Origin of the sequence: Aldersonia kunmingensis (assembly GCF_001646865.1) — a bacterium.
Classification (GTDB): domain Bacteria; phylum Actinomycetota; class Actinomycetes; order Mycobacteriales; family Mycobacteriaceae; genus Aldersonia; species Aldersonia kunmingensis.
In genome coordinates, this window is record NZ_LRRB01000232.1 from 1 (window position 1) to 25,113 (window position 25,113).

The 25,113-nt window shown below is 66.9% G+C and carries 21 protein-coding genes; 10 read left to right on the forward strand and 11 right to left on the reverse strand.

Annotated elements, in window-relative coordinates:
* Both A8G08_RS26795 and A8G08_RS18315 read right to left on the reverse strand, forming a co-directional pair.
* The coding region (locus tag A8G08_RS26795; protein ID WP_187344487.1) for a tyrosine-protein phosphatase at positions 1-177 on the reverse strand (177 nt) is incomplete at its 3' end.
* 139 nt (positions 178-316) lie between these two features.
* Positions 317-1,846, reverse strand: a complete 1,530-nt coding sequence (locus A8G08_RS18315; protein ID WP_068277294.1) for a molybdopterin-dependent oxidoreductase — start codon at positions 1,844-1,846, stop codon at positions 317-319.
* A gap of 114 nt (positions 1,847-1,960) precedes the next feature.
* On the opposite strand from A8G08_RS18315, the gene A8G08_RS18320 reads away from it, so the two are divergent.
* Positions 1,961-3,184, forward strand: coding sequence for an alanine racemase (locus A8G08_RS18320; RefSeq protein WP_425394582.1), 1,224 nt, complete (start codon positions 1,961-1,963; stop codon positions 3,182-3,184).
* Between the two features lie 193 nt (positions 3,185-3,377).
* On the opposite strand, the gene A8G08_RS18325 is transcribed toward A8G08_RS18320, so the two are convergent.
* Complete coding sequence (locus A8G08_RS18325; protein ID WP_068277329.1) at positions 3,378-6,815, reverse strand: TM0106 family RecB-like putative nuclease; 3,438 nt, start codon at positions 6,813-6,815, stop codon at positions 3,378-3,380.
* A gap of 77 nt (positions 6,816-6,892) precedes the next feature.
* Between A8G08_RS18325 and A8G08_RS18330 the strand changes: the two genes are divergently transcribed.
* Both A8G08_RS18330 and A8G08_RS18335 read left to right on the forward strand, forming a co-directional pair.
* The gene (locus A8G08_RS18330) at positions 6,893-7,513 is read left to right on the forward strand and encodes an alpha/beta hydrolase (protein WP_084436493.1); all 621 of its coding nucleotides are present in this window, start codon (positions 6,893-6,895) and stop codon (positions 7,511-7,513) included.
* A 55-nt stretch (positions 7,514-7,568) separates the two neighbouring features.
* Positions 7,569-7,970, forward strand: coding sequence for a phage holin family protein (locus tag A8G08_RS18335; protein WP_068277334.1), 402 nt, complete (start codon positions 7,569-7,571; stop codon positions 7,968-7,970).
* Between the two features lie 31 nt (positions 7,971-8,001).
* Here the strand turns inward: A8G08_RS18335 and A8G08_RS18340 are convergent, their stop codons facing one another.
* From A8G08_RS18340 to A8G08_RS18350, 3 genes are all read right to left on the reverse strand, one after another.
* The gene (locus tag A8G08_RS18340; protein WP_068277300.1) at positions 8,002-9,807 is read right to left on the reverse strand and encodes an AMP-dependent synthetase/ligase; all 1,806 of its coding nucleotides are present in this window, start codon (positions 9,805-9,807) and stop codon (positions 8,002-8,004) included.
* A gap of 111 nt (positions 9,808-9,918) precedes the next feature.
* Positions 9,919-10,545, reverse strand: a complete 627-nt coding sequence (locus tag A8G08_RS18345; protein ID WP_068277341.1) for a phosphoribosyltransferase — start codon at positions 10,543-10,545, stop codon at positions 9,919-9,921.
* Between the two features lie 63 nt (positions 10,546-10,608).
* Entirely contained in the window at positions 10,609-11,421 is an 813-nt protein-coding gene (locus A8G08_RS18350) for a carbon-nitrogen hydrolase family protein (RefSeq protein ID WP_245672888.1), read from the reverse strand.
* A 120-nt stretch (positions 11,422-11,541) separates the two neighbouring features.
* Between A8G08_RS18350 and A8G08_RS18355 the strand changes: the two genes are divergently transcribed.
* Positions 11,542-13,389, forward strand: coding sequence for a DEAD/DEAH box helicase (locus A8G08_RS18355; RefSeq protein ID WP_068277303.1), 1,848 nt, complete (start codon positions 11,542-11,544; stop codon positions 13,387-13,389).
* A gap of 15 nt (positions 13,390-13,404) precedes the next feature.
* On the opposite strand, the gene A8G08_RS18360 is transcribed toward A8G08_RS18355, so the two are convergent.
* The 4 genes from A8G08_RS18360 to A8G08_RS18375 form a co-directional block, all read right to left on the reverse strand.
* A complete protein-coding gene (locus A8G08_RS18360; RefSeq protein WP_068277306.1) occupies positions 13,405-14,040 on the reverse strand; it encodes a hypothetical protein in 636 nt (211 codons plus the stop codon).
* A 64-nt stretch (positions 14,041-14,104) separates the two neighbouring features.
* Entirely contained in the window at positions 14,105-14,710 is a 606-nt protein-coding gene (locus tag A8G08_RS18365) for an AMIN-like domain-containing (lipo)protein (RefSeq protein WP_068277308.1), read from the reverse strand.
* A gap of 27 nt (positions 14,711-14,737) precedes the next feature.
* Entirely contained in the window at positions 14,738-15,220 is a 483-nt protein-coding gene (locus A8G08_RS18370) for a RidA family protein (RefSeq protein ID WP_068277311.1), read from the reverse strand.
* Between the two features lie 54 nt (positions 15,221-15,274).
* On the reverse strand, positions 15,275-15,841 hold the full coding sequence (locus tag A8G08_RS18375) for a histidine phosphatase family protein (RefSeq protein WP_068277312.1): 567 nt from the start codon (positions 15,839-15,841) through the stop codon (positions 15,275-15,277).
* A gap of 128 nt (positions 15,842-15,969) precedes the next feature.
* On the opposite strand from A8G08_RS18375, the gene A8G08_RS18380 reads away from it, so the two are divergent.
* Positions 15,970-17,145: an acyl-CoA dehydrogenase family protein gene (locus tag A8G08_RS18380; protein ID WP_068277314.1), complete on the forward strand. Its 1,176-nt coding sequence runs from the start codon at positions 15,970-15,972 to the stop codon at positions 17,143-17,145.
* A gap of 10 nt (positions 17,146-17,155) precedes the next feature.
* Positions 17,156-18,283 (forward strand): acyl-CoA dehydrogenase family protein, encoded by a 1,128-nt coding sequence (locus A8G08_RS18385; RefSeq protein ID WP_068277317.1) that lies wholly within the window; start codon positions 17,156-17,158, stop codon positions 18,281-18,283.
* Positions 18,284-18,352: 69 nt separating this feature from the next.
* Here A8G08_RS18385 and A8G08_RS18390 read toward each other — a convergent pair whose 3' ends face one another.
* Positions 18,353-19,849, reverse strand: coding sequence for a hypothetical protein (locus A8G08_RS18390; protein WP_157108641.1), 1,497 nt, complete (start codon positions 19,847-19,849; stop codon positions 18,353-18,355).
* Positions 19,850-20,005: 156 nt separating this feature from the next.
* On the opposite strand from A8G08_RS18390, the gene A8G08_RS18395 reads away from it, so the two are divergent.
* From A8G08_RS18395 to A8G08_RS18410, 4 genes are all read left to right on the forward strand, one after another.
* The gene (locus A8G08_RS18395) at positions 20,006-20,257 is read left to right on the forward strand and encodes a hypothetical protein (RefSeq protein ID WP_068277323.1); all 252 of its coding nucleotides are present in this window, start codon (positions 20,006-20,008) and stop codon (positions 20,255-20,257) included.
* 97 nt (positions 20,258-20,354) lie between these two features.
* Complete coding sequence (locus A8G08_RS18400) at positions 20,355-21,611, forward strand: aspartate aminotransferase family protein (RefSeq protein WP_068277324.1); 1,257 nt, start codon at positions 20,355-20,357, stop codon at positions 21,609-21,611.
* Positions 21,604-24,465, forward strand: a complete 2,862-nt coding sequence (locus A8G08_RS18405) for an FAD-binding and (Fe-S)-binding domain-containing protein (RefSeq protein ID WP_068277326.1) — start codon at positions 21,604-21,606, stop codon at positions 24,463-24,465. The genes A8G08_RS18400 and A8G08_RS18405 overlap by 8 nt, the downstream gene beginning before the upstream one ends.
* Positions 24,462-25,113, forward strand: a 652-nt coding sequence (locus A8G08_RS18410; protein WP_157108642.1) for an aldehyde dehydrogenase family protein, incomplete at its 3' end; no start/stop codon positions are given. The genes A8G08_RS18405 and A8G08_RS18410, both read left to right, overlap by 4 nt.

A 25,113-nucleotide genomic window follows, 5' to 3' on the forward strand; every position in this document is an offset into this window, starting at 1 on the left:
GATCTCGGCCAGCGACCGCTGCCCAGCCACGTCGAGCAGCGCCAGGTGGGATGACCGGAACACCAGTCCGGGTGCGATCGACGCGCCGTCGTCGGTGCGAAGGCCGCCGAGGTCGCGGAAGTTCCACGCACCCGAAAGCCTGAACTGATCGTGCGTGGATGTATCTGCTCGGGTCACGCTCCGACATTAGCGCCCGGCCCGGACACACCCTTCGGCGGTGAGCGCGGGCACCACCGGGTCGACGCGCACCCTTTCGGGCGGCCGCGCATGTCTGGGCGTGCGCGCTCGCGGCAATCGGTGCGCGCTGACCCGGCGCCTAGTCCGAGACTTTGACGAACACCGCGGGGTATCCCGTGGCGCCGTCGGGGATCACGTCGACTACGTCGGCGGTCTGTACCTCGCCGGTTCCATCGGTCGCTCGGGCACGCAGGGTGTGCGGGCCGGGCGTCGCATCCCATTCGTAGGCCCACTGCCGCCAGGTGTCCTTGGAGTACATCTCCGACAGCTTGGCCGGACGCCAATCACCGTCGTCCACCTGAACTTCGACGGCCGAGATGCCGCGATTCTGCGCCCACGCGACGCCGGCGATGATGACGCTGCCGGGCTGGAGCTTTGCCGAGCCTCGCGGTGTGTCGATCCGTGAGGCGGTCTTGATCGGCCCGCGCGCCGACCATCCGCGCTGGGTCCAGTACGCCTCGGCGCGGTCGAATCGGGTGACCTCGAGTTCGGTCACCCATTTAGTCGCAGACACGTATCCGTACAGTCCCGGCACCACCAGTCGCGCGGGGTACCCGTGCGGGATCGGCAGCGGCTCACCGTTCATCCCGACCGCGAGCATCGCGTCCCGCCCATCGGTGAGCACTTCGAGCGGGCTGCCCGCGGTGAAGCCGTCGAAGCTGCGGGAGAGCACCATGTCGGCGTCCGGGCTCGGCCCGGCCTCGGCGAGCAGTTCGGCAAGCCGGTATCCCAGCCATGTCGCATTGCCGACGAGGTCACCGCCGACCGGGTTGGACACGCAGGTCAGAGTGACTGTTCGTTCGACCGTGGGCCGGGTGGCGAGGTCGTCCCAGTACAGGGTGATCTCGCGGTCGACCATGCCGTGGATGCGCAGCGACCACTCCTGCGTGGACACCTGCGGCACGACCAGCGCCGTGTCGATGCGGTAGAACTCGCTGTTGTCGGTGATGTAGCTCGCCAACCCGGGAACACGCAGGTCGGCGCCCTCGGGGATCGCTGCTCCGACATCTTTTGCGGCAGGCAATACAACCTCGGCACGATTTCCGCTGACATCACGCATCCGGGACCCGATCCAGCGGCCGAGCACGCCAGCGACCACACCCGCTGCGCCCAGACCGATCGCGAGATTCAGGAATTCGCGTCGTTCGACAGAGGTCGTCCCGCCGCGCGTCGGCGGGCACGGCTCGGCAGGTTCCAGGCGCCGGACGAGGGCGCGCAGCGTTGCGATCCCGGCCACCGCGCCAGCGAGCACCGGGATGGCGCCCGCCCAGCCGGTGTCCGCGCGGCTCACAGATGCCCATGCCGCGAATACGCTCATCGCCGCGAAGAGCACGGAACCGATTGGGCGTGTTATCCGCTCGACGATGCCTGCAACGGCAGCGAGAACGATCGCAGCCACAGCCATGCACACGTAGAGCACAAGCTTGTCGTTGGTGCCGAACGTGTCGATGACCGATTCGCGGACACCGTCGGGAGTGTGGTCGACGACTGCCGATCCGAGGGCACGCAGCGGGGAGCTGTACTCGCCGAACCCGAGGGCGAGCAGTTCCGCCACGCCGAGAAGTACCAGCGCCGAGACGGTGCCGCTCAGGGCACGCAGACCGATCATCCGCACTCCGCAAGGGTAGCGCCGGGCGGCGGTAGCGATGATGGACCATCGACAGGGCAGGTGGTTCACTTGCCGGGACGATGGGGTCCGTTGGCAGAAGGGTCGGGGGTACCGGTGACGGCAACGCGTAAGGCGCGCACTCGTTCGGCAAACACCGTGATCGAGCGGTTGACGCGGGCGACGGCCGATCTCGATCCGCCCCTCGCGGCAGTCGACCTGCCGACGCTGCGGGCGAATGCGGAGGATCTGATTCGCCGGGCAGGGCCGGTTCCGGTCCGGGTCGCGAGCAAATCGGTTCGTTGCCGGGCGGTGCTCGAGGAGGTCCTCGCGCCAGGGAAAGTCGTGGCACGCACGGGGTCCGGCGGATTCCGCGGCGTCATGAGTTACGCACTGCGCGAAGCGATTTGGCTCGTCAGCACGGGCCAGACCGACATCCTGATGGGATATCCGACTGTCGATCGCAGCGCCTTGCGCGACTACGCGGCCGACCCGGCCTGTGTCGCCGCGATCGTGCTCATGGTCGACGATGTCGACCAGCTGAGCCTGATCCGCGGATCGATTGGCGATGCCGACGTGCGCCCACGGATCTGCATCGATGTGGACGCGTCGTTGCGCATCGGACCGCTGCATCTCGGTGTGCGCCGCTCCCCGGTCCGCACCCCTGAAGAGGCCGCCGCGCTTGCCCGCGCAGCCATCGACCGCGGATTCGACGTCGTCGGGGTGATGACCTACGAGGCGCAGATCGCGGGCTTGCCCGATTCGTCGTTCGCCGTGCGCCAGATGAAGCGGGCGTCGGCGCGGGACATGCTGCACCGCCGGGGCGCGGTCGTCGCCGCAGTACGCGAGGTGGCCGGACCACTCGAGATCGTCAACAGCGGCGGCAGCGGTTCGATCGAGGTGAGCATCGCCGACGACGTCGTGACCGAGGTGACCGCCGGTTCGGGGCTATATGTGCCGACGCTGTTCGACGACTACCGCAGCTTCGTCCCGCATCCGGCGATGTACTTCGCGGCTCCCGCCCTGCGGAGACCGGCCAAGGGGATCGCCACGGTGTTCTCCGGCGGGTACATCGCGTCCGGACCGGCAGGGAAGTCGCGGGTGCCGCGGCCGGTGTGGCCGGCCGGTATGAAGCTGATCGGCAGCGAGGGCGCCGGCGAGGTCCAGACGCCGTTGACCGGTGGCGCCGCAGGAGACTTGGCCGTGGGTGACCGGGTGTGGTTCCGGCACGCGAAGGCCGGCGAGCTGTGCGAACGGTTCGATCGGGTGTACCTCATCGATGAGGATGGGTCGCGGACAGCGGTCCCGAGCTACCGCGGCGAGGGGAAGTGCTTCGGCTGACGGACCGCCGATCGCGCTCCTCACCGGAGCAAACACAATTCGCTCTCGTTTGGCGGCTTCCCGGGTGCGAATTGTGTAAACGGGTGCGACACTTTGCACCCGGGAAGAAGTTTTGCACCGGTTTGTCGTGCGCGTTTGGACGCCGAGCTACCCCCGAGTGCCCTGCGACGCGGGGCCATGCGGGGCCAGCGCCTCAGTCGGTGGGGTCGCCGCACAGCCGCATGAATGCCCCGAGGTCCGACAGGCCGTCGGGTGTGCCCGGTAGGTACTCGGTCAGCAGCCGGGAGCGCACCAGGATCGCCTGCCACATGGCGCGGGACACCGCGACATTGAGCCGGTTGCGGGACAACAGGAATGGCATGCCGCGGGGGATGTCCTCCACCGCGGACGCGGTCATCGAGACGAATACGACCGGTGCCTGCCGTCCCTGAAACTTGTCGACGGTGCCGACCAGGATGTCGTTCAGCCCTGCCTCCGCGAGTCGCCCACTGATCAGCTGCACCTGCGCGTTGTACGGAGCGACAACGAGGATGCCGGACTGGTCGAGCGGGGCCGTCTTCCCGTCCCGCGTCCACTCGGTCCCGAGCAATTCGCTTGCACGGCGGACGATCTCGTCCGCCTCTTCCACGGATTCGGTGGCGTTGCCGCGATGGTCGACGAGAACCGTGTGTAGCCCGGGCGGCAGTCCGGCCAGATCACGTGCCGTGGTTGCGGCCTCGTGCGAGTGCAGGCGGCCCTCGTAGGACAGCAGCGAAACCGGTTCGCACAGTGCCGGATGCATCCGCCAGGTGTGCTCGAGGAAGTAGCCTCGCTCGATCGGAATTGTGCCGTGGCCTTCGGCGAGCCAGCCGAGTGCCGAAGTGTCCACCGGCTCGGGGTGCGTGCCCTGGCTGACCTGGGGCAGCTGCTGCGGATCGCCGAGTAGCAACAGGTTCTTTGCGCTCACCCCGACGGCGATCGTGTTGGCCAGCGAGAACTGACCGGCCTCGTCGATGACGAGCAGATCGAGGCAGCCGCGGCCGACCCGCTTCTCGCTCGTGAAATCCCATGCGGTGCCACCGATGACACAGCCGGTCTCGACGGCGGCGTCCAGGAACGGCCCGCACCCGTCCTTCTCGATGCGGGTCCATTCTGCGGCCCGTGCCGCAGTGTTCTTGGCGACCAGTTCCGCGGGTATGCCCGCGTTCACGACGCCGTCGAGGAAGTTCTCGATCACCGCATGCGACTGCCCGACTACTCCAACGCGCCACTGGTGCTTGCGCACGAGTTCGGCGACCACGCGAGCACCCGAATATGTCTTGCCGGTTCCGGGCGGACCCTGCACTGCGACGTAAGAGTTCTCGAGTTCGAGCACAGCATCAGTGATCGCGCGGGCGTAATCGGTGTCTCGCACTTGCGGTAGGCCGTTGCCGCTGCGCGTGCGCGGATTGCGGCGGCGCAAGATGTCCACCGCAGCGCATTCGGGCAGCGAGGGGAGTCCGTCGCACATCTGCTGGGCCGCGAATTCGATTGCGCCTTCGAGGCTCCTGGCCTTGATCGGATCGCCAGGCGCGATCGCCATGGGCGCGTTGGTGTACGGCTCGATGCCTGTGCGCAGGACTTCTTCGACCACCACGACATCCGCGAACTCCGTGTCGAGATCGCAGGACACGACCTTCGCGCCCGAAGAGATGCGACGCGTGGGGTCCGCGTCCTCGTCGGAAAGTCCATCCGGCACCGGAGGGTCGTAGAGCAGCTTCACATCGCCCTTCGCGCTGCCGGACTCGAATTGCCCGGTCACCACGAGCTCGCGGCGCAGATTGCGTTGCCGCCCCTCCTTGTACCAATCCTTTTGCACCACAACGTTTGCCGCGACGAGTACGTCGCGAGTGTCGGACCACTCGTCCACCGGGTGCGAGAGCCGCTCGAAATGTGCCCACCAGAACGGTTTCTGCTCGCGCCGGTGGTAGCCGAGCGCGGCGGCCATCAACGCGGCCGCGGACTGATCCGCGCTGCGCTCGCCCGGGTCGCCGGCGTATTCGCGCAGATCCCGCTCGAGTGGCCCGCGCTCATCCTCCGTCGCCTCGATCTCGGTGACAGGCCGGTGCTCGACCTGTCCCTTCTCCGCGTGATCGAGTAGCCAATTGCGCAGCTCGAGCGTGGAAACGCAGTCGTATTCGTTGTAGTCGGCGATATCGCGCAGAATCTCGTCTGCCCGGTCGGTTTCCCCGGAATCGCGCGCCGCGCAGTAGTCGGCGTAGGCCACCACCGAGTCGGCGGCGTTCGTCACGTCCCCGGCGCGGAGCCGGTCACCCATGTAGAGCGGTTCGAGTTTCTTGAGGCTGTAGGACCGCGCGCCGACGCGAATACTGTTCCGCACGATCGGGTAGAGGTCGACAAGAACGTTGCCGCGCAACAGATCGTCGACGATCTCCTCGCCGACCCCATGCCGCCCGGCCAGCCGCAAAAGTGCCGTCTTCTCATACGGCGCGTAGTGGTAGATGTGCATATTCGGGTACTTCCGGCGCCGCGTGGTGACGTAGTCGAGGAAGTCGACGAGGGCCGCGCGTTCGGCTGCACGATCGTGCGCCCAGAACGGCCGGAACGCAGGATCCTCGTCCGCGCCGAGCTCGACGACGCCGAACAGATACTCGATCCCCCAATCCGGTGAGACCGATTCGGTCCACAGCGGATCACCCTCGAAATCGAAGAAGATATCGCCGGGGTCGGCGGGCGGCAGCGCGGCAAGGGCATCGGCATTGAAGACGTCGAATTTGGTGGTGCCGGAATCCTCGCTGCGCAGCTGAATCTCGGCCTGTGCCTTAAGGTTTCGGAATGATCGTTCCGCGAGGTCCGGCACCGGGCCGGTAGCGGTGGCGAGCGCGTCGATGGTGGTGATGCCCGCGTTCGCGAGGCGCTCCCACGATGTGGCCCGCATCCCTGCCACGAGCAGCAGGTCCCGATTCGCCTCGATCTCGGGCGTGCAGGACTCGCACGCGCCGCACGCCTGATACCGCTGATCGGACCACTCGATGAACCGAGGCTCGGAAAGCCTCGTATCGAGGATCTCGATCAGGCGGCGGCGCCGCGCGGCATGCACCGGGGCGATCTCGCCGAGCACGTGCTCCGACTCGGTCCCGTCGCCGAGCAGCAGGCGAACGACCGGCGCGGGCTCGATTCCATTGGCGGACAGTGCTTCCGCATACGCGGCAAGCTGAAGCAGTGCCTCGACCTTGGCCTGCCGGGCGAGCTTGGTGTCGTAGACGGTGTAGTGCTCGCCATCGCGGACGAGAAAGTCGCAGAAGCCGAGGAATCGCCCGTCGAAGAAGCAGCCCTGGTAGATCACGTCGGTGCCGGAGTGCGCATAGGCGAGAGTGGCGGCGCCGGCCGCGCTCAGCGCTTCCCGGGTGGTGGCCGGCCGGCCCACCTCGACCACGCCGTCACCGAACTGCTCCCGGAACCGGTCGAGTTGCCTGCGCTCGTGCGCGTACCCGAGTGCGGCGGTGCGCTCGAGCATCGGGTCCGGCGGCTCCGCGGCGACGGGAATGCGCCCGAGTTTGCCGTCGAGCGTGCGCAGCAAGCCGAACTCACATCGCGCGGCATGAGCCAGATCGCTGGCGCTGTAGATCACCGTGTCGTCGAGCAGAAACACCCGCACCCTCCCTGCCTCGGCCGTCGTCAACTGTAGAGCCCGCGGGTGACACAACAGCGGTGCGCGAGAATGTGGCGGTGCCATTCATCGAAGGGGTGTCCGGTCGTGTGCATTACCGCACGTGGTCGGCCGAGTCGCCGCGCGCCGTTGTGGTATTCCTGCACGGTTACCGTCAGTCCAGCAGCGACTATCACCGCTTCGGGCGCGCGCTGAACCGCTCCGGCATCGAGGCGTGGGCGATCGACCACGTCGGGCACGGGTTGTCCGAGGGCGATCCGGCCACGGCGCCGGCCGTCGACGATCTTGGTGAGAACGCGCAGCGGCTGGTAGGACTCGCGGCCGTCAGCGGCCACTCGATCTTCGTGATGGGCCATTCGCTGGGTGCGGCCACTGCCCTTGCCGCACAAAACGCCCCCGCTGCGACTCCGGTCGATGGACTCATTCTGTGCGGAACGCCGAAGCGGGTCTCGGAAGCGGCGGTGACGGCGCCGGACGTGCCGATCCTGGCTGTCCACGGCGTCGACGACCGGCTCGCGCCGATCGATGCCGTCCGGGAGTGGGTCGGCCTTAACCCGCATGTCGAATTGCGCGAATACGTCGATGCCGGGCACGACCTGTTGCACGAGCCGATAGCGCCGACGGTCACCGCCGATGTCGTGCAGTGGATTCTCGACCATGCGGAGAACGCGGCGAGATAGCACCGGACGTGTGAATCGCCCGGCCGACAGCGCCTTCTGCGGATACGCTGGCGACATGATGAGGTTGATCGCCTCCAGCGTCGTGGCATTGATCGCGAATGCGGTCGCGCTCATCGTCGGCGACGCAATCCTGGACGGCTTCTCGATGGGAGCTGAGGGCTTCATCGTCGCGGTGGCGATTTACACCCTGATCGATGTCGTCATTCAGCCGCTGATCCGGCAGACCGCGGTGACTCGCGCACCGGCACTGATCGGCAGCACCGCACTCGTTGCCACGCTGGTGGCGTTGATCGTGACGACGCTCGTCACCGACAGCCTGTCGATCAGCGGATTCGATACCTGGATCCTGGCCACGGTGATCGTGTGGGCGGTGTCGGTCGCAGCGAAGTTGCTACTGCCGCTGATTGTCTTCAGGAAGACGCTGGCCCGGGACAAGCCTGCCGCTCCGGCAGCCTGACCCGGGCCAGTTCGTCGTTCGTGCGCGACTACTACGTGTAGATCGCGTCCACGTCGTTGGCGTACTGCTTGAGTACGACTGCACGCTTCAGCGACATCTTCGGAGTGAGTTCGCCGGTTTCCTGCGTCCAGTCTTCTTCCAGGATGCGGATCTTCTTGATCTGCTCGGCCTTCGAAACCGCCTTGTTGGCGTCCTCGACGTCCTTCTCGATCTCGGCGACGAGTTCCGCGTTCTTGATCAGCTCGCTGATCGGCACGTCGGCGGCGATACCGTGACGCTCCTTCCAGCCGGGCAGTGCCTCGCGGTCCAGCGTGATCAGGCATCCGATGAACGGTCGCGCGTCGCCGACCACCATCGCTTGGCTGATCAGCGAGTTCGCGCGCAGCCTGTCCTCGAGGGTCGCGGGAGAGACGTTCTTACCCGCGGCGGTGACGATGATCTCCTTCTTACGGCCGGTGATCGTGATGAACCCGTCCTCATCGATCGCGCCCAGGTCACCGGTCTTGAACCAGCCATCGCGGAATTCCTCGGCAGTGGCCTGGTCGTTGTGCCAATATCCGGAGAACACCACCGGACCCTTGATGAGTAGTTCACCGTCCTCGGCGATCTTCGCTGCATGGCCGGCGAGTGGGCGGCCGACACTGCCGACGCGCATGTTCTCGGTGGTGTTCACCGACACCGCGGCGGTGGACTCGGTGAGGCCGTAGCCCTCGAAGATCGGTACGCCGATGCCGCGGAAGAAGTGTCCGAGGCGCGGGCCGAGCGGGCCGCCGCCGGACACGGCGCGGTCGCATTCGCCGCCGAGCGCGGCGCGAATCTTGCCGTAGACGAGCTTGTCGAACACGAAGTGCTTGAGCCGCAGCACCAGCCCCGGCCCGCCCTTGTCCTGCGCCTCACTCCACTCGATTGCGGTCGCCGCGGCGGCGTCGAAGATCTTGCCCTTGCCCTCGTCGTGCGCCTTTTGCGAGGCACTGTTGTACACCTTTTCGAACACGCGCGGTACCGACAGCACGAAGTGCGGCTTGAACACCGCGAACTGCTCGACCAGCGTGGTCCAGTCCGAAGTATGGCCGATGGTCACCTTCGCCTGGAATGCGCCGACCGAGATGGCTCGCGCGAAAACGTGCGCGAGCGGCAGGAACATCAGGGTGCGCTTGCCCTCGGCCAGAGCATCGTGGAGCGCTGTGGTGGCACCGATCGCCTCTGCGTAGAGGTTCGAGTGCGTCAGTTGCACGCCCTTCGGCCGGCCGGTGGTGCCGGAGGTGTAGATCAGCGTGGCCGGGGAGTCGGCGCCGACCTGAGTTCGGCGGGCATCCAGGTCTTCATCGGAGACGGACCGGCCGCGTTCGACGAGTTCGGCGATTGCCCCTGGCTTGTCGTCCGCCGGCTCGATCTGCAGGATTTCCTTGAGATCCGGTAGCCCGCCACTTATTTCGTCGATCGTCGCTCGATGCCGAGGCGACTCGATGACGAGAATCTTTGTCCCCGAGTCTTCGAGAACCCACTTGGCCTGCTCGCTCGAGGACGTCTCGTAGATTGCGACGGTGCATCCGCCGGCGGTCCAGATGGCGTAATCGAGGACTACCCACTCGTACCGGGTGGCGGACATAATTGCCACGCGGTCACCGAATTCGATGCCCGAGGCCATCAAGCCTTTCGCGACACCCGCAACGTCAGCGGCGAACTGCGCGGCGGTCACATCGGACCACGCACCGCCCCCGCTCGGCACCTTGAACGGCACGAACGACGGGGATTCCGCCGCGTACCGAAAGACAGTGTCCGCCATCGATACGTCCGCGGGAATCGTGAACGACGCCGGCACTTCGAACTCGCGCATCTTCGGGTCTCCCTCCAGGGGTTACTGATCGGTAGAAAGCGTCGCACTACCTTGAGTCAGCCTACATAGCGGGGTGCTTTTCCTGTCCGCTACCACTGTTTTGCCTGTATTTCACTTATGCAGGAGATCCGTCACCTCCGTGTCCGAAAGTTGGTGGAAGTCGGCATAAGCGGCGCCGACTCCGCCGAGATCGAATGGTGTGGAAGGACAAACCACTTCGTCGGCGGTTTCGCCCAGCCGCCGCATCGCCTCCGGTGGTGCCACAGGAACGGCGACCACGACTCGGCCGGCGCCCGCCTCTCGTGCGACGCGGCACGCGGCGGCGGCCGTGGCGCCGGTGGCCATTCCGTCGTCGACGATGATGACTGTCCTGCCGCGCAACGGCACCCGGTCGTGCTCGCCGCGCAGCACTCGTAGTCGCCGGTCCAATTCGACGCGCTCGTGCGCCTCGACCACCGCGACCTGTTCCTCGCTCACTCGGGTTTGTGCGAGCACGTCGGTATTCATCACCTTCGCGCCGTCCTCGCCGATCGCTCCCATCGCGAGTTCGGGCTGCCACGGCACGCCGAGCTTCCGGACGAGGATGATGTCGAGATCACAGTCGAGCGCTTCGGCGACGGCCGACGCCACGGGAACCCCGCCTCGAGGGAGCCCGAGGATCAGAGGATGCGTCGCGCGCAGATGACCGAGGCATTTTGCCAAAACTCGACCGGCCGCGACGCGGTTCGCGTAGACCATCGAATCGGACATTACTCCTGGTATGCGCTCGAATCGCGGCCTCGAACGCGCCGATCGAACCGGCTACACCGTGCGGAACCGTCGCAGTTCCAAGGCCGGATTCCGCAGCCGTACCTCGGCGACCCGTTGGCTGGAGATTGTGGCGTTCGCGGTGCCGGTGCGCTCGCCCAGATTCGCGAGCACCACACCCATCGGATCGACGATCATCGAGCAGCCGGCGCCGTTCGGCGGGCTCTGGGCCGACGCGACGACGTAGAGCGTGTTCTCGATTGCCCGCGCGCGCACCAGCGTTGACCAGTGATCTTCCTTTAGGGGACCGGAGATCCATTGCGCCGACACCACGACCAACTGTGCGCCCGCGTCCACCAACCGCCGTGACACTTCGGGGAACCGCACGTCGTAGCAGGTCTGCAGGCCGACAGTGACGCCGTCGATACCGAACGTCGGCGCGTCGACGATGTCGCCGGGCCGCACCACGGCCGATTCCGAGAAGCCGAACGCGTCATAGAGATGCAGCTTGCGATACACCGACGCGAGTGAGCCGTCGGGTGCGAGTGCCACCAGGGTGTTCCAGATCCGGTCCTCGCCGGGCACGGACTCGTTCACGCCCGCAATGAGGTGGATCGCCAGCTGTTTCGCAATCGCGCCAAGCTCACTCACAAACGGTCCGTCGAGTGGCTCGGCCGCGGCGACCGCCGATTGATCCAGCTTCCGGTCGGTGAACATCGCGTATTCCGGCGCGACGACGAGCCGAGCGCCCGCTTCGGCGGCCTCGATAGCGAGCCGGCGGATCTCTTCGAGATTGGCGGCCTTGTCGGTTGTCGCGCCGAACTGTGCGACGGCAATCGGGAGACGAATGTCAGGCGTGTTGGACACGCATTCACGTTAGGGCACAACGACGTCCGCGTGTCGAGGGTTCATGCCGGAAACGCCGTTCATACCGAAATGCCACCAAACGTCGGCGGCGATGCCGGGACGCACTAAACTCCAGGTCACATGAGCACCAACGAGGGCAACGACCTGCCAGATAACGCCGGTTCGGACAGCGAAGCCGAGCCACAGGTCGTGACGTTCGCCGATCTCGGCATCAGCGGCGAGGTCCTCACCGCGATCTCCGATGTCGGGTACGAATCGCCGTCGCCGATTCAGGCCGCCACGATCCCACCGCTTCTCGCCGGCAACGACGTGGTTGGCCTCGCTCAGACCGGCACCGGCAAGACGGCCGCGTTCGCGCTGCCGATTCTGATGCGGCTCGACGTGACCGCCCGCGAACCGCGCGCGCTGGTGCTCGCGCCCACCCGCGAACTCGCGATCCAGGTAGCCGAGGCGTTCGGCCGCTACGCCACGCATATCCCGGATCTGCATGTGCTGCCGATCTACGGCGGCCAGGCCTACGGCGTTCAGCTGCACGGCCTGCGCCGCGGCGCGCATGTGGTGGTGGGCACCCCCGGCCGCGTGATCGACCACCTCGAAAAGGGCAGCCTCAATCTGAGCAAGCTCGAATACCTCGTGCTCGACGAGGCCGACGAGATGCTCAAAATGGGCTTCCAAGAGGACGTCGAGCGCATCCTCGCCGACACTCCGGACACCAAGCAGGTCGCCTTGTTCTCGGCGACGATGCCGTCGGTGATCCGCAAGATCTCCAAGCAGTATCTCCACAATCCGGTCGAGATCACGGTCAAGTCCAAGACCACGACCGCGACGAACATTTCGCAGCGCTGGGTGCTGGTGTCCCATCAGCGCAAGCTCGACGCCCTCACCCGGGTGCTCGAGGTCGAGCAATTCGAGGCGATGATCATCTTCGTCCGCACCAAGCAGGCCACTGAAGAATTGGCCGAAAAGCTTCGCTCCCGCGGGTTCTCGGCCGCCGCGATCAACGGCGACATCGTGCAGGCCCAGCGCGAGCGCACCATCGGGCAGTTGAAGTCCGGTGCGCTCGACATCCTTGTTGCCACCGATGTCGCGGCCCGCGGCCTCGACGTGGAACGCATCTCGCATGTCGTCAACTACGACATCCCGCACGACACCGAGTCGTACGTGCACCGGATCGGGCGCACCGGGCGTGCCGGCCGGGCAGGCCAGGCGTTGCTGTTCGTTGCGCCTCGGGAGCGGCATCTGCTCAAGGCGATCGAGCGGGCAACCCGCCATCCGCTCGATGAGATGCAGCTGCCCTCGGTCGAGGACGTCAACGCCCAGCGCGTATCGAAGTTTGCCGACTCGATCACCGAATCGCTCGCCTCGCCGCACGTGTCGCTGTTCCGGAAGCTGATCGAGGACTACGAACAGGAACACGACATCCCGTTGGCCGATATCGCGGCGGCGCTCGCGGTGCAGTCGCGCGACGCGGACAACTTTCTGATGGATCCCGAGCCGCCGGCAGCGGAGCGGCGTGAGCGGCGTGAGCGCAAGTTCGATGACCGTGACCAGGGTGACCGCGGCTTCCGCGACCGTGATCGGGGCGACCGAGGCGACCGGGGCGATCGCGGTTTCCGCGATCGGGATCGCGACCATGATCGCGATTCCGGGCCCCGCCACAGCAAGGGCGGTGTCGAGTTCGCCACCTACCGGATCAGCGTGGGCAAGCGCCACCGCGTGGTGCCCGGTGCGATCGTGGGTGCCATCGCGAACGAGGGCGGCCTGCGACGCAGCGATTTCGGGCACATCAGCATCCGGCCCGATCACAGCCTCGTCGAGCTGCCCGCGGACCTATCGAATGAGACGTTGGAGGCGTTGCGGCGCACCCGGATCAGCGGACAGCTCATTCAGTTGCAGCGCGACTCGGGCGCGCCGGTGCAACGCCCGAGCGGTAAGCCGAAGAAGAAGTTCCGGGACCGGGATCGCTGATTCCGCCCGCTGTCGCTACGGCGCCGGGGCCGGCGCTGCGGAGCCCGCTGCCGACGGCGGCGTCGGGGGCTCCACGTTGAACAGTCCGACGGTCGGCGCGACGAAGCATGTCGCTGCCGGGTAGGTCACGGTGCCCCACAGTGCCGCGACGACGCTGCCGGGGCCGGAATCGACGGCCTTGGCCAGCGCCGGCAGGTTGTACTCGGTGAGATCGTCGAGCGGTACGACACCGCTCGCGCCGTTGTTGACGTTGAGCCAGGCCACGTTGAGGCCGGAACCGGTGGCGAACCCGGTGTAGGCGGGCGTGGCCTGGAAGCGGAGTTGTCCCGTGGCGGTCGGCGTGCCCGCCGCGCCGCCCGAACCGCTGGCCGCGGTGAGCGTAACGCCGTTGCAGCCGAACGTGGGTGCAGCGTAAGCGAATTGGGCGTATGTGCCAGCGGCCTTGGTCCGTGCGCCGATCTCGATGGCCGACACGGCCAAGCGCGATTGCAGCGAATCACCGGCCGCGGCGCGCAGATCCGCAAGGCCTTCCCGGACCTGGGTGGGGAGCGCATTCTCGGTGGGCGCTGCCGATGCCGGCGCGGCAATCGTCAGTGCGGCGGCAGCGGTCAGTACGGCAGCGGCCGCTGCGCGCGTGGTGGTGACGCTCAATCTCGCTCCTTGATCCCCGCTTCGGATTGAGCAGAACCTACCAGCAGCACCGCGGCCGACGGGGTCAGCTCGCGACGTCGACCACGACCCGGGTCGGGCCGGACAGGACACTGACGCGGAAGGGCGGCCGCTCCGCGTCGACGGCGAGAAACGAGTCGAGCGCGCCCTCGTACGGCTGGCCCACGTACAACTCGGTGACGACACCCGAGCTTGCATTCAGTAACGGGTTCGCGCCGTCGTAGGGAGCCGCGCCCGACTCGAATGGATACGCGACACCGGTGATGCGGACCTGCATGATCGACTTGGCGGCCATGTCGATGTGTTTGCCGCTGCCGTCCTGTATTGCCTCCTCCACGTACTCGACCTGGTAGCCAGGCGTGCCGGGACCGGTGAGGACGAACACGACGCGGTCGTAGTTCTCGTGGTGGCCGAAGTTGACGACGTCGAGCGACAGCGCGGCATCCGTCGACGCGTCGCCCCGCTGTTGGGCGTTGCTCGTCGGGGTGGATTCCATGTCGTCGCCGTCTATTGCGTTGCCCGACGGCGCTGCCGCCTCCGTTATCGCGGTGCTCGCCGTCGCCTCGGGCGAGGACGACCCGGAATCGCAGCCGGTGAGTGCGGCCGCGGCGCCGATCGCGAGCGCGGCCGCGACGATACGGGTGTTGCGCATGTTACGGATGTTACTCGCTCGCCGGGCTCATCCGTCGATCTCGACCTCTGCCGAAATCAGCACGGCATTGTTCATCGGCAGCGCGGAGTACCCCAATGCGGTGCGGGCGTGCCCGCCCACCCGCGGTCCGAACAGTTGGGTGATGACATCGGAGAAGCCGTTCACGATCACGGTTGTCTGCGGGAACCCCGGATCGGCGTTGACCGCACCGGCCACCGTAAGCCAGGCACTTATCCGGTCGAGGTCGCCGAGCTCGCGGGACAGCGTGCCAAGCATGGACAGTGCCGTCGCGTGGGCCGCCTCGATCGCATCGTCGATGCTTACCTCGCTCGGGACGCGTCCGTACGGTCCGGCGAACGTGCCGTCGGCATGCTGCGCGGCGTGGCCGGAGAGGTAGACGCGATTGCCGAGGACCCGAGCCCATTCGAACGCGAACTGGAAACCCGGCGGCGGTTCCGGCTCGGCGGGAAGCGCCAAGCCGAGCTCGTTCAACCTCGCCTCGATCCGCATACCGCCCTCCCGAGATCGGCTTCCGCTGTCGGTGTCCAGATCGATGCCGCCGTATCAGCCGCTGATATCGATGCCGTTGATGCTGTGCACGCGCCAGTAGCCATCCTCGTCGACACTGACAGTGCTGACCCCCGCGTTGAGAATGCGCGGCGACCGAGCGGTCTGCAAGAGCACATCCAGAACCGCTCGAATGACGCCGCCGTGTGCCACCACGATGACCGACGAATCCGGATGTTCGGTGTTCAGTTCGGATAGTGACCGCAGCCCGCGCCGCGCGACCTCGATCCGCGGTTCGAGCCCGGGATACAGGCCGTGCGGCCACTCGTAGTACGCCTCGTAGTCGGTCAGCCCCTCCGCTTCGCCGTAGTGGCGCTCGCGCAGGTCCGGATAGATCGGGCTATTGGTGAGCCCTAGCTTGGCGCCGATCAGGTCGGCGGTCTCGGCTGCGCGCGAGAGCGGCGAGCTTACGAGCACGTCCCAGTCGCTCGCGGCGAGCCGATGCGCCGCCTCACGCGCTTGGGCGCGGCCAGTGTCATTGAGCGGCACGTCGGAGGAACCCTGTAGCCGGCCGTGCCGATTCCATTCCGTCTCGCCGTGGCGCACGAGTGCGAAGTACGTCATCGCACTCCGAAGTGAACGCTCATTGAGCGATCAGCGTAGTCGAGCCAGTCGGTGGACGGTTGCGGCCAAGCGCCATCCGACTGGGGAGTAGGTTGCCAAGAAGGAACCACACACCCTAGGAACCGGCTATGCAACTAGCGCTTACGGACGAGGAAATCGCGTTTCGCGACGAACTTCGTACCTTCTTCACCACCGAGATCCCTGTGGAGGTCCGGGAACGGGTCCACCACGGCTTCGAGTTGGGTCGCGACGATTTCGTCAACACTCAGCGGATTCTCAATGCGAACGGCCTCGCCGTGCCGAACTGGCCGGTCGAATGGGGCGGTAAGGACTGGACCCCGACCCAGCGCCACATTTGGCTCGACGAGATGCAGCTGGCCTGTGTGCCCGAGCCGTTGACCTTCAACGCGAGCATGATCGGGCCCGTGATTGCCGAATTCGGCTCGCAGGAAATGAAAGAGCGTTTCCTGCCTGCGACGGCAAATCTCGACATCTGGTGGTGCCAAGGCTTTTCGGAGCCGGATGCCGGCTCCGACCTTGCGTCGCTGCGTACCACCGCGGTGCGCGACGGTGACGAGTACATCGTCAACGGCCAGAAGATCTGGACGACGCTTGCCCAGCATGCCGACTGGATGTTCTGCCTCGTACGCACCGACCCGAACGCGCCGAAGCGCCAGGCGGGTATCTCGATGCTGCTCATGCGGATGGACTCACCGGGCCTGACAGTCCGCCCGATCAAGCTGATCGATGGCGGCCACGAGGTCAACGAGGTGTTCTTCGAGAACGTGCGGGTGCCCGCGGACCAGTTGGTCGGCGAGGAGAACCGCGGCTGGAGCTACGCGAAGTTCCTGCTCGGCAACGAGCGCACCGGCATCACCGGTGTCGGCCGCACGAAGGTCAAGCTCGCGCTGGTCAAGGAGCGCGCCGCGGCCACCAAGGTCGGCGGCGGCTCGCTGCTCGATGATCCGTTGTTCGCATCGCGCCTTGCAGAAATCGAGAACGAACTGCTAGCGCTCGAGCTCACGCAGCTGCGCGTGGTCGCGGGTTCGTCCAAGGGTGAGCCGAATCCGGCCTCGTCGGTGCTGAAGCTGCGCGGCAGCGAGCTACAGCAGGCGGCCACAGAGCTGATGCTCGAGGTCGCCGGTCCGGATGCGTTGCCTTACAAGGCTGGCCTCGGGGTCGCCTCGCCCGAATGGGCGCAGCGCACTGCGCCGACCTACCTGAACTACCGCAAGGTATCCATTTACGGCGGATCGAACGAGGTGCAGCGCACCATCATTGCCTCGACGATCCTGGGATTGTGAGGCACGCGCCATGGACTTCCAACTGACCGAAGAACAGGAACTGCTCCGCGACACCGCGCGTGATCTGCTCTCCCGCAGCTACGACCCGGAGAAGCGCAACAAAGTCATCGAGACCGACCTCGGCTGGAACCGCGATGTGTGGCGCCAGCTTGCCGAAATCGGCCTGCTGGGGCTCGGTTTCGCCGAGGAGGACGGCGGAATGGGCGCCGGTCCGGTAGAGACCGCCGCGGTGTTCACCGAGATCGGCCGCCGACTCGCGCCGGAGCCGCTGCTCGACTCGGTGCTGGTGCCGGGCTGGCTGATTGCCACTGCCGGTAGCGAGGAACAACGCCGCAAGATCCTGCCGCAGGTGGCCGAGGGTGCGAGCCTGCTGGCATTCGCGCACCGCGAACCAGGGACGCGGTGGCCGGACCAGAGCGTGGCCACCAAGGCCGTGCAGGCGGACACGGGCTGGCGTCTGACCGGGAGCAAAAACCCTGTGCTGCATGGTGATTGCGCCGACACGATCGTGGTCAGCGCGAAGCTGCCGAACGGTGGTATCGGGCTTTTCCTGCTCGATCCGAACGCAACCGGCGTGGTCCGCACGGGTTACAGCACCTATGACGGACAGCGGGCCGCACAGCTCGACATGTCCGACGCGGCTGTCGAACTCCTCGGGGCTGGTACGGATGCGACCGCCCGTATCGAGGCCGCCCAGGTGCGCGCCCAGGATGCCTTGTGCGCGGAGGCAATCGGGGCGATGGAGGAGGCACTGCGCCTCACCTCCGAGTACCTCAAGACCCGCAAGCAGTTTGGGGTGCCGCTGGCCAAGTTCCAGACACTGACCCAGCGGGCCGCGGACATGTATGTCTCGCTGGAGCTGGCTCGCAGCATGAGCACGTACCTCACGATGTGCCTCGAGGACGGCCGCGTCGATCCGGTCATCGCGTCGCGCGCGAAGCTCCAGATCGCCCGTTCCGCACGGCATATCGGGCAGGAAGCGATTCAGATGCACGGTGGTATCGGCATCACCACCGAGTACCCGGTTTCGCATTACGTCGCCCGGCTGACGGCGATTGAGCAGACGCTCGGCGGTGCGCGAGAGCACCTGCAGTTGCTCACCGCGCGGCTCGGTGAATACGACCGCGTCGAACTGTAAGGCCGAAGCGGTAGAACGAAATCCGGGGCGGGGCTGCGACGGCAGCTCCGCCCCGGTCGTTTGTTCCGGCTACGGGTTGTCGGTGATCTTGACCAGTCCGCCGAGCACGCCGATGAACGCGGCGCCGTCGGGTGCCAGCGTCACTGCGGTGTAGTTGTTGTTCATCAACGGGCTCGATCCATAGCGCAGCGAGTAGACGATCCGCCCGGTCCGCCAGTCGAGTGCGGTGAGGTACCAATCGTCCGGGCCACCCGGCACGTGCGGCTTGGACACCGTGTAGACCAACCCGTTTGCGAGCGACAGACGGGGGATCGCCGACGGCGTGCCGGCCTCGGTATTGGTCCACGCGACCGAGCAGCGCTCGGTGGCCTTGTCGAAACGGATCGCGGTGAGGCCCGGGACGGTGCTGACTCCGCCGAGCGTCGACCGGATGCCCTGGTAGCCGTAGTTGTTCTCCACCAGTAGCTGGCCATCGGCCCAGGTGAGTGATTGGAAGCTGGCGCTCTTGCCCTTTCCGAACACGGGCACCCGGCACACCTCTTTGCCGCCGCCTTCGGAAGCGGGACCGCGGCGATACACGACGACGTTGACGGGGTCGGCATTGTCGGTAGTCGAGACCCACTGGTCGTCCATCAGCGTTGGCGTTGAACCCGCTCCTGCAGAGAGCTTTCCAGGCTTGATCACACCGTCGTTCGGATACTCGGTCCGCCAGTCGACCACCGGCGCCCCGGTGTCGTCGGCGACGAATCGGTACTGTGCCTTGTCGCTGACGATCGACATCGAGCCATCGGAGTCGGCCGCAAACGATTTCGTGACCCTCTCGCCGAGAGCGATTGTCGCAACCCGTGGTTGGGCGCCGAAGAAGTCGGTGATGACGCCGACCGTGCCGGACGTGGTGGTGAACCAGATTCGGCCGTTCCAGTCCGGCAGGGTGCTCTGAACATCCTTGTCGGCCGGAAGATGCTGGCGCACATCGACGGTCGTAGCGAGTGACGAGCTGCCGTCGGGGTGGACCGATATCGCGTGGATCTTGCCATCGAGGGTGGGGATGATCGCGCGGTCTTCATTGTCGAGGTAGAAATAGCCGCCGCCGCCGACGTTGACCGTCCCGTCCGGGTTGAACCGGTCGAGCGAGGCCGGAAAGGCGTAGCTGGACATCACGTTCAGCGACGCGGGATCGATGACCTCTAGAAAACTCTGCACGGGCGTAATCACCATCGTCACGATGCGGCCGTGCGAGTCGAAGGTGATCGTGCCGCTTTCGCCGCCGAGGACGGCCGACGTCACGTTCGGATGCCGGCCGAGCGGCCCGGGGAAATCGCTCGCATCGGTCTGGTAGGCGTTCAGATGAATGTTGCTGCCGTTATTCGCCGCGAGGTACGGATGCTGCGGTGCGTCCTGGGCGCCGAGAGGCTGCGGTTGCCACGCGGCACCGAGCACCGCGGGATTGCGGTCCGTGACCGGAACCGACAGCGGCGCGGCCGCTCCCACGCCCGGGACCGCGAGTGTCACGGCCGCAAGAAAGGCCGCAATCACTATTGCGCGCGGGCGCTGTCCTATGGTCACCTGGCTCCTCGGGTGCTCGAACCACGTATCGGATTGGTATCGGCGCTGGTGACCGTCGTGTCGCAGCGCTGTGGGTCGCAGTTCATCTCGTAACCTGTGTGGCGCAAGTTAACTACTGAGAACCCCTGACCGTCCTTCGTGAGGAAGTTTAGGCCAATGGCATCTGTAGTTTCGAAGTCCATCGGCTGGTTTGCGTTCAGCGCCGGCCTTATTGGTGCGGGCATCGGAATCGCCTGGCTGCAGGTGATTCCGGCCGTTCTGTGCCTCATCGTGGCGTCGGTGTCCGGGCTCATCCTGCTCAAGATGCGGGCCGAGTCCCAGGGCCGGCTCGATCCCGTCGAGGAGTCGGTGCTCGAAGAACCGGCCGACAAATCGGTACCGGAAATGGCAATCACCACGACAAACTGACGATCCACGTCCGGTGCATCCGGGCCAGGTCAGTAGCGGTGCACACGGCAGGTTGTAAATTGTTGACAATCTGTCGGTGCGCCCCGACGATTGGTGCATGACGAGGCTGAGTCCGGTTCTCACTCAGGCCACCCCTGTGGTCGTCGATCACGCCGCGGGTTGCTGGATCTATGGCGTCGATGGTCGCCGGTATCTCGACTTCACCACCGGCATCGGCGTGACAAGCACGGGTCATTGCCACCCGAGGGTGGTCGAAGCGGCGCGCGCTCAGGTGGGATCGATCATTCATGCGCAGTACACGACGGTGCTGCACCGGCCGCTGCTCGAGCTCACCGACAAACTCGGGGAGGTACTGCCACCCGGGCTGGACAGCGTCTTCTACGCCAATTCGGGGTCCGAGGCCGTGGAGGCGTCGATTCGCCTGGCGCGCATGGCAACCGGACGTCCGAACATCATCGCGTTCCACGGTGGGTTCCATGGACGCACCGTGGCCGCGGCATCGCTGACGAGCGCGGGCACCAAATTCCGCAGCGGGTTCGCACCCCTGATGGCCGGAGTGCACCTCGCACCCTTCCCCTACGCATACCGATACGGCTGGGATGTCGATACCGCAGTCGATTTCGCGCTGCGCGAGCTCGATTACCTGTTGCAGACGGTGTCCAGCATCCCCGACACGGCCGCCTTCATCATCGAACCGGTCCTCGGTGACGGGGGCTACCTACCCACCCCGCCACGGTTCCTCGACGGATTGCGCGAGCGCGCGGACCGGCACGGCATCATCCTGATCCTCGACGAGGTGCAGGCGGGGGTCGGGCGTACCGGAAAGTTCTGGGGCTACCAGCATTCCGCCGCCACACCCGACATCCTGATCACCGCAAAGGGGCTCGCAAGCGGATTCCCGATCTCGGCCATCGCGGCGCCGACCGATCTCATGTCGAAGGCCTGGCCCGGGTCGCAGGGTGGCACGTACGGCGGTAACGCGGTCGCCGCGGCGGCGGCCATTGCCACGCTGGACGTGGTGCGCGAAGAAGGGTTGGTCGAGAACGCCCGGGTGCGCGGTGAACAACTCGGCGCGGCACTGACGGCATTGGCGGCCGACTACCCGCAAATCGGTGATGTGCGCGGGCTCGGGCTCATGCAGGCAATCGAGTTCACCACGGCAGCAGGAGAACCCGACCAGGCGGCCGCGCTCGCCGTACAACGCGCGGCGGTGGACCAAGGTCTGCTGCTGCTCACGTGCGGCGGGTACGGCAACGTCGTGCGCGTCGTGCCGGCCCTGATCGCCGATGCCGACGAGATCACCGAGGGCATGGTTCGCCTCGCGGCCGCCCTGAAAGTCGGCCTGAGTGACTGAGGCTCGTCCGCCGAGCGAGTTCGCCTCCCGGCCTGCCGAACTCGACGACTCACCCCGTCGCCGCGCCGAGTATGCCTACGACGCCTCGAACTACCGCGTGGTGCCGGCCGCGGTTGCTTTCCCACGCAATGCCGATGAGGTTGCCGCAGTTGTCGCTGAGTGCGTCACGGTTGGTGCGCCGATCACCTCGCGCGGTGGCGGCACCTCGATGGCAGGCAATGCGGTGGGCTCCGGTGTGGTGATCGACTTCTCACGCCATATGCACAGCGTGCTCGACATAGACGTCGAGAATGCCACGGCGACAGTCGAACCCGGGATCGTGCTGACCGACCTGCAGGCCGCCGTCTCCAGGGCCTCGGACGGGCGGCTGACCTTCGCCCCCGATCCGTCGAGCAAGTCCCGCGCGACAGTCGGCGGCGCGATCGGCAATGACGCCTGCGGCAATCACTCGGTCCGGTACGGCCGCACCTCCGATCACGTCCTCGCGCTCGACCTCATCACGGCAGACGGATTCCGACTCACCGCACACCGCGCGGGACTGCGCGCGAGCGACCCAGGTGACCCCGCAGCAGTTGCCAAGGCCGCGGCGCTGTCGGATGCCATGCGTGTCCTGACCGACGAATACCTTGCGCAGTTCCGCCTCGAACTCGGCCGTATCCCGCGGCAGGTCTCGGGGTACCACCTTGCGCACCTGTTGCCGGAGAACGGGTTCGACGTTGCGCGGGCCTTGGTGGGCAGCGAGGGCACATGCGCGGTGATTGCCGCGGCCACTGTCGCCCTCGTGCCGGTGCCGCCCGCTGCGATGCTGCTCAGCCTCGGCTACCGGGACGTGGTCGATGCCGCGCGGGATGTTCCGACGATCCTCGAGTACGACCCTGCCGCGGTCGAGGGAATCGACTCCGCGATCGTCGCCACGATGCGGCATCGGCGCGGGGACGACGCGGTAGTCGGGCTGCCCGAGGGCGAAGCGTGGCTCTATGTCGACCTCGACGGGCCGGACCGCGACCAGGTCCGTGCCCGCGGGGCGGACCTGCTGGATCGCCTGCGTGCCGCCGGCCGGTTGGTCGACGGCCGTGTCGTCGATGACGCGGGGGAGCGGGCGTCGCTGTGGCGGGTCCGCGAGGACGGGGCCGGGCTATCCGCTCGCCTCGTCGGTGGCGGCGAATCGTGGCCAGGTTGGGAGGATTCCGCGGTAGCGCCGGACCGCCTCGCCGACTACCTCGTCGAGTTCCGCGCGCTGCTCGATGAGTTCGGACTCACTGGAGTGATGTACGGGCACTTCGGCGCGGGCTGCATGCACGTCCGCATCGACTTCGATCAGCGCACCGCCGAGGGACGGGCCGTGATGGCGCGGTTTCTCGAGCGTGCGGCGCGAATGTGCGTGCAGTTCGGTGGCTCGGTTTCCGGCGAGCACGGCGATGGGCGCGCCCGCTCGGAGGTGCTGCCGCTGATGTACTCCGCCGAGATGATGTCGGCCTTCGCGAAGTTCAAGCAGCTGTGGGACCCGCAAGCGCTGTTGAACCCGGGCAGCATCGTGGACCCGGCCCCTGCGATGGCGGATCTCGCGCTCTCGCATACGGATACGCGCGGTTGGGACACGACATTCGACCTCGGCTCCGGCCGCGGCGTCGCGCCCCTGCTGCATGCGGCGCAGGGCTGCGTCGGAGTCGGGCGGTGCCGGGCGACCAGCGGCGGGGTGATGTGCCCGAGTTATCGAGCCACCCGAGACGAGAAGGACTCGACCCGCGGCCGCGCGCGGGTGCTGCAGGAAATGATCCGCACCGCGCCGAGCGTCGAAGCGGGTTGGCGCTCGGAGTCGCTGCGCGAATCGCTGGATCTGTGCCTTTCGTGCAAGGCGTGCTCGACGGACTGCCCGACCGGCGTGGACATGGCGACGTACAAATCAGAGTTCCTCGACCACCACTACCGCGGCCGCAGGCGTCCGATGTCGCACTACAGCCTGGGCTGGCTGCCGACGTGGGCACGACTGGCCGGTCGGACCGCACCAGTGGTGAACCGGTTGGCGCGCAGCCGGATCGCGCCCGCCGGTATGCGGCTGGCCGGACTGACTACCGAACGAGCATTGCCGCAGTTCGCGCGGCGCGGCCGGCTCCGCGCGGAACTCGCGCCCTCGGCCGCCGACCCGGACACCGTGCTCGTCATCGATACCTTCACCGCGGCATTCCGCCCGCAGGTCGCCGGCGCCGCGCAACGCGTGCTCGCCGATGCGGGCCGCCGCGTCGAATGCCGGTCCGATGTCTGCTGTGGATTGACCTGGATCTCGACCGGCCAATTGCGCAGGGCGCGAAAGGTGCTCACGCGGACGGTCGAGCGGCTCGATGACGGCGGAACCGCACCGATCGTGGTGGTCGAGCCGAGCTGCGCAGCCGCACTGCGCAAGGATCTGCCGGAACTCGTGAACACGCCTGCCGCCCGTCGGGTAGCCGAGCGGGTCCGCAGCTTCGCCACTGCGGTCGACGAGCTCGTTGCGACCGGCTGGCGGCCGCGTCGGGAGCCGCCGGCCCGGGTGACGGTGCAGACGCACTGCCACGAGTACGCGACGTTCGGACCGGCCACGCAGCGGCGAGTGCTGACGGGCCTCGGTGTGACCGAGGTGGCCGAGGCAACCGGCTGTTGCGGGGTCGCCGGGAACTTTGGCTTCGAGGCCGAGCACTACGAACTGAGCATGCAGGTCGCCGAACAGGCACTCGCGCCCGCACTGCGAAATGGCCCGCCTGATACAACCGTTCTGACCGACGGTTTTAGCTGTCGCATGCAGGTCGATCAGCTCGGAGGGGCATCCATGCACCTCGCGGAGCTGCTCGACCCCGATCGCGAGGAGGATCGACCGTGACCGAGGGTGCAGTCGCCACGGAGCTCTACATCGACGGAAAGTGGGCGCCCGCGGAGTCGGGACGCACATTTGCGGTGGTCAACCCGGCAACCGAGCAGACGATCGCTGAGGTCGCCGATGGCGGGGTGGACGACGCCGAGCGTGCGATCCGCGCGGCTGCCGCCGTCCAGCGCGACTGGGCGCGCACCGCCCCGCGCGAGCGCAGCGACATCCTGCGCCGGGCCTACGAGCTGATCCTGGCGCGCACCGATGAGCTGGCCGAGCTGATGACCGCGGAGATGGGCAAGCCGCTCGCAGAGGCCCGCGGGGAGGTGGCCTACGCCGCCGAGTTCTTCCGCTGGTTCTCCGAGGAGGCCGTCCGGATCGGCGGCGACCACACCACCACCGGTGACGGCAAGAACCGCATCGTCGTCACCCGTGAGCCGGTCGGCCCGTGCGTGTTGGTGACGCCGTGGAACTTCCCGCTCGCGATGGGCACCCGCAAGATCGGTCCGGCGGTGGCCGCGGGCTGCACGATGGTCTTCAAGCCGGCACCGCAGACGCCGCTCACCGCGCTGGCGCTCGCGGGGATCCTCGAGGAAGCAGGCCTGCCCGCCGGCGTGCTGAACATCGTGCCGACGACCGATCCGGGGGCAGTGGTCAAGCACT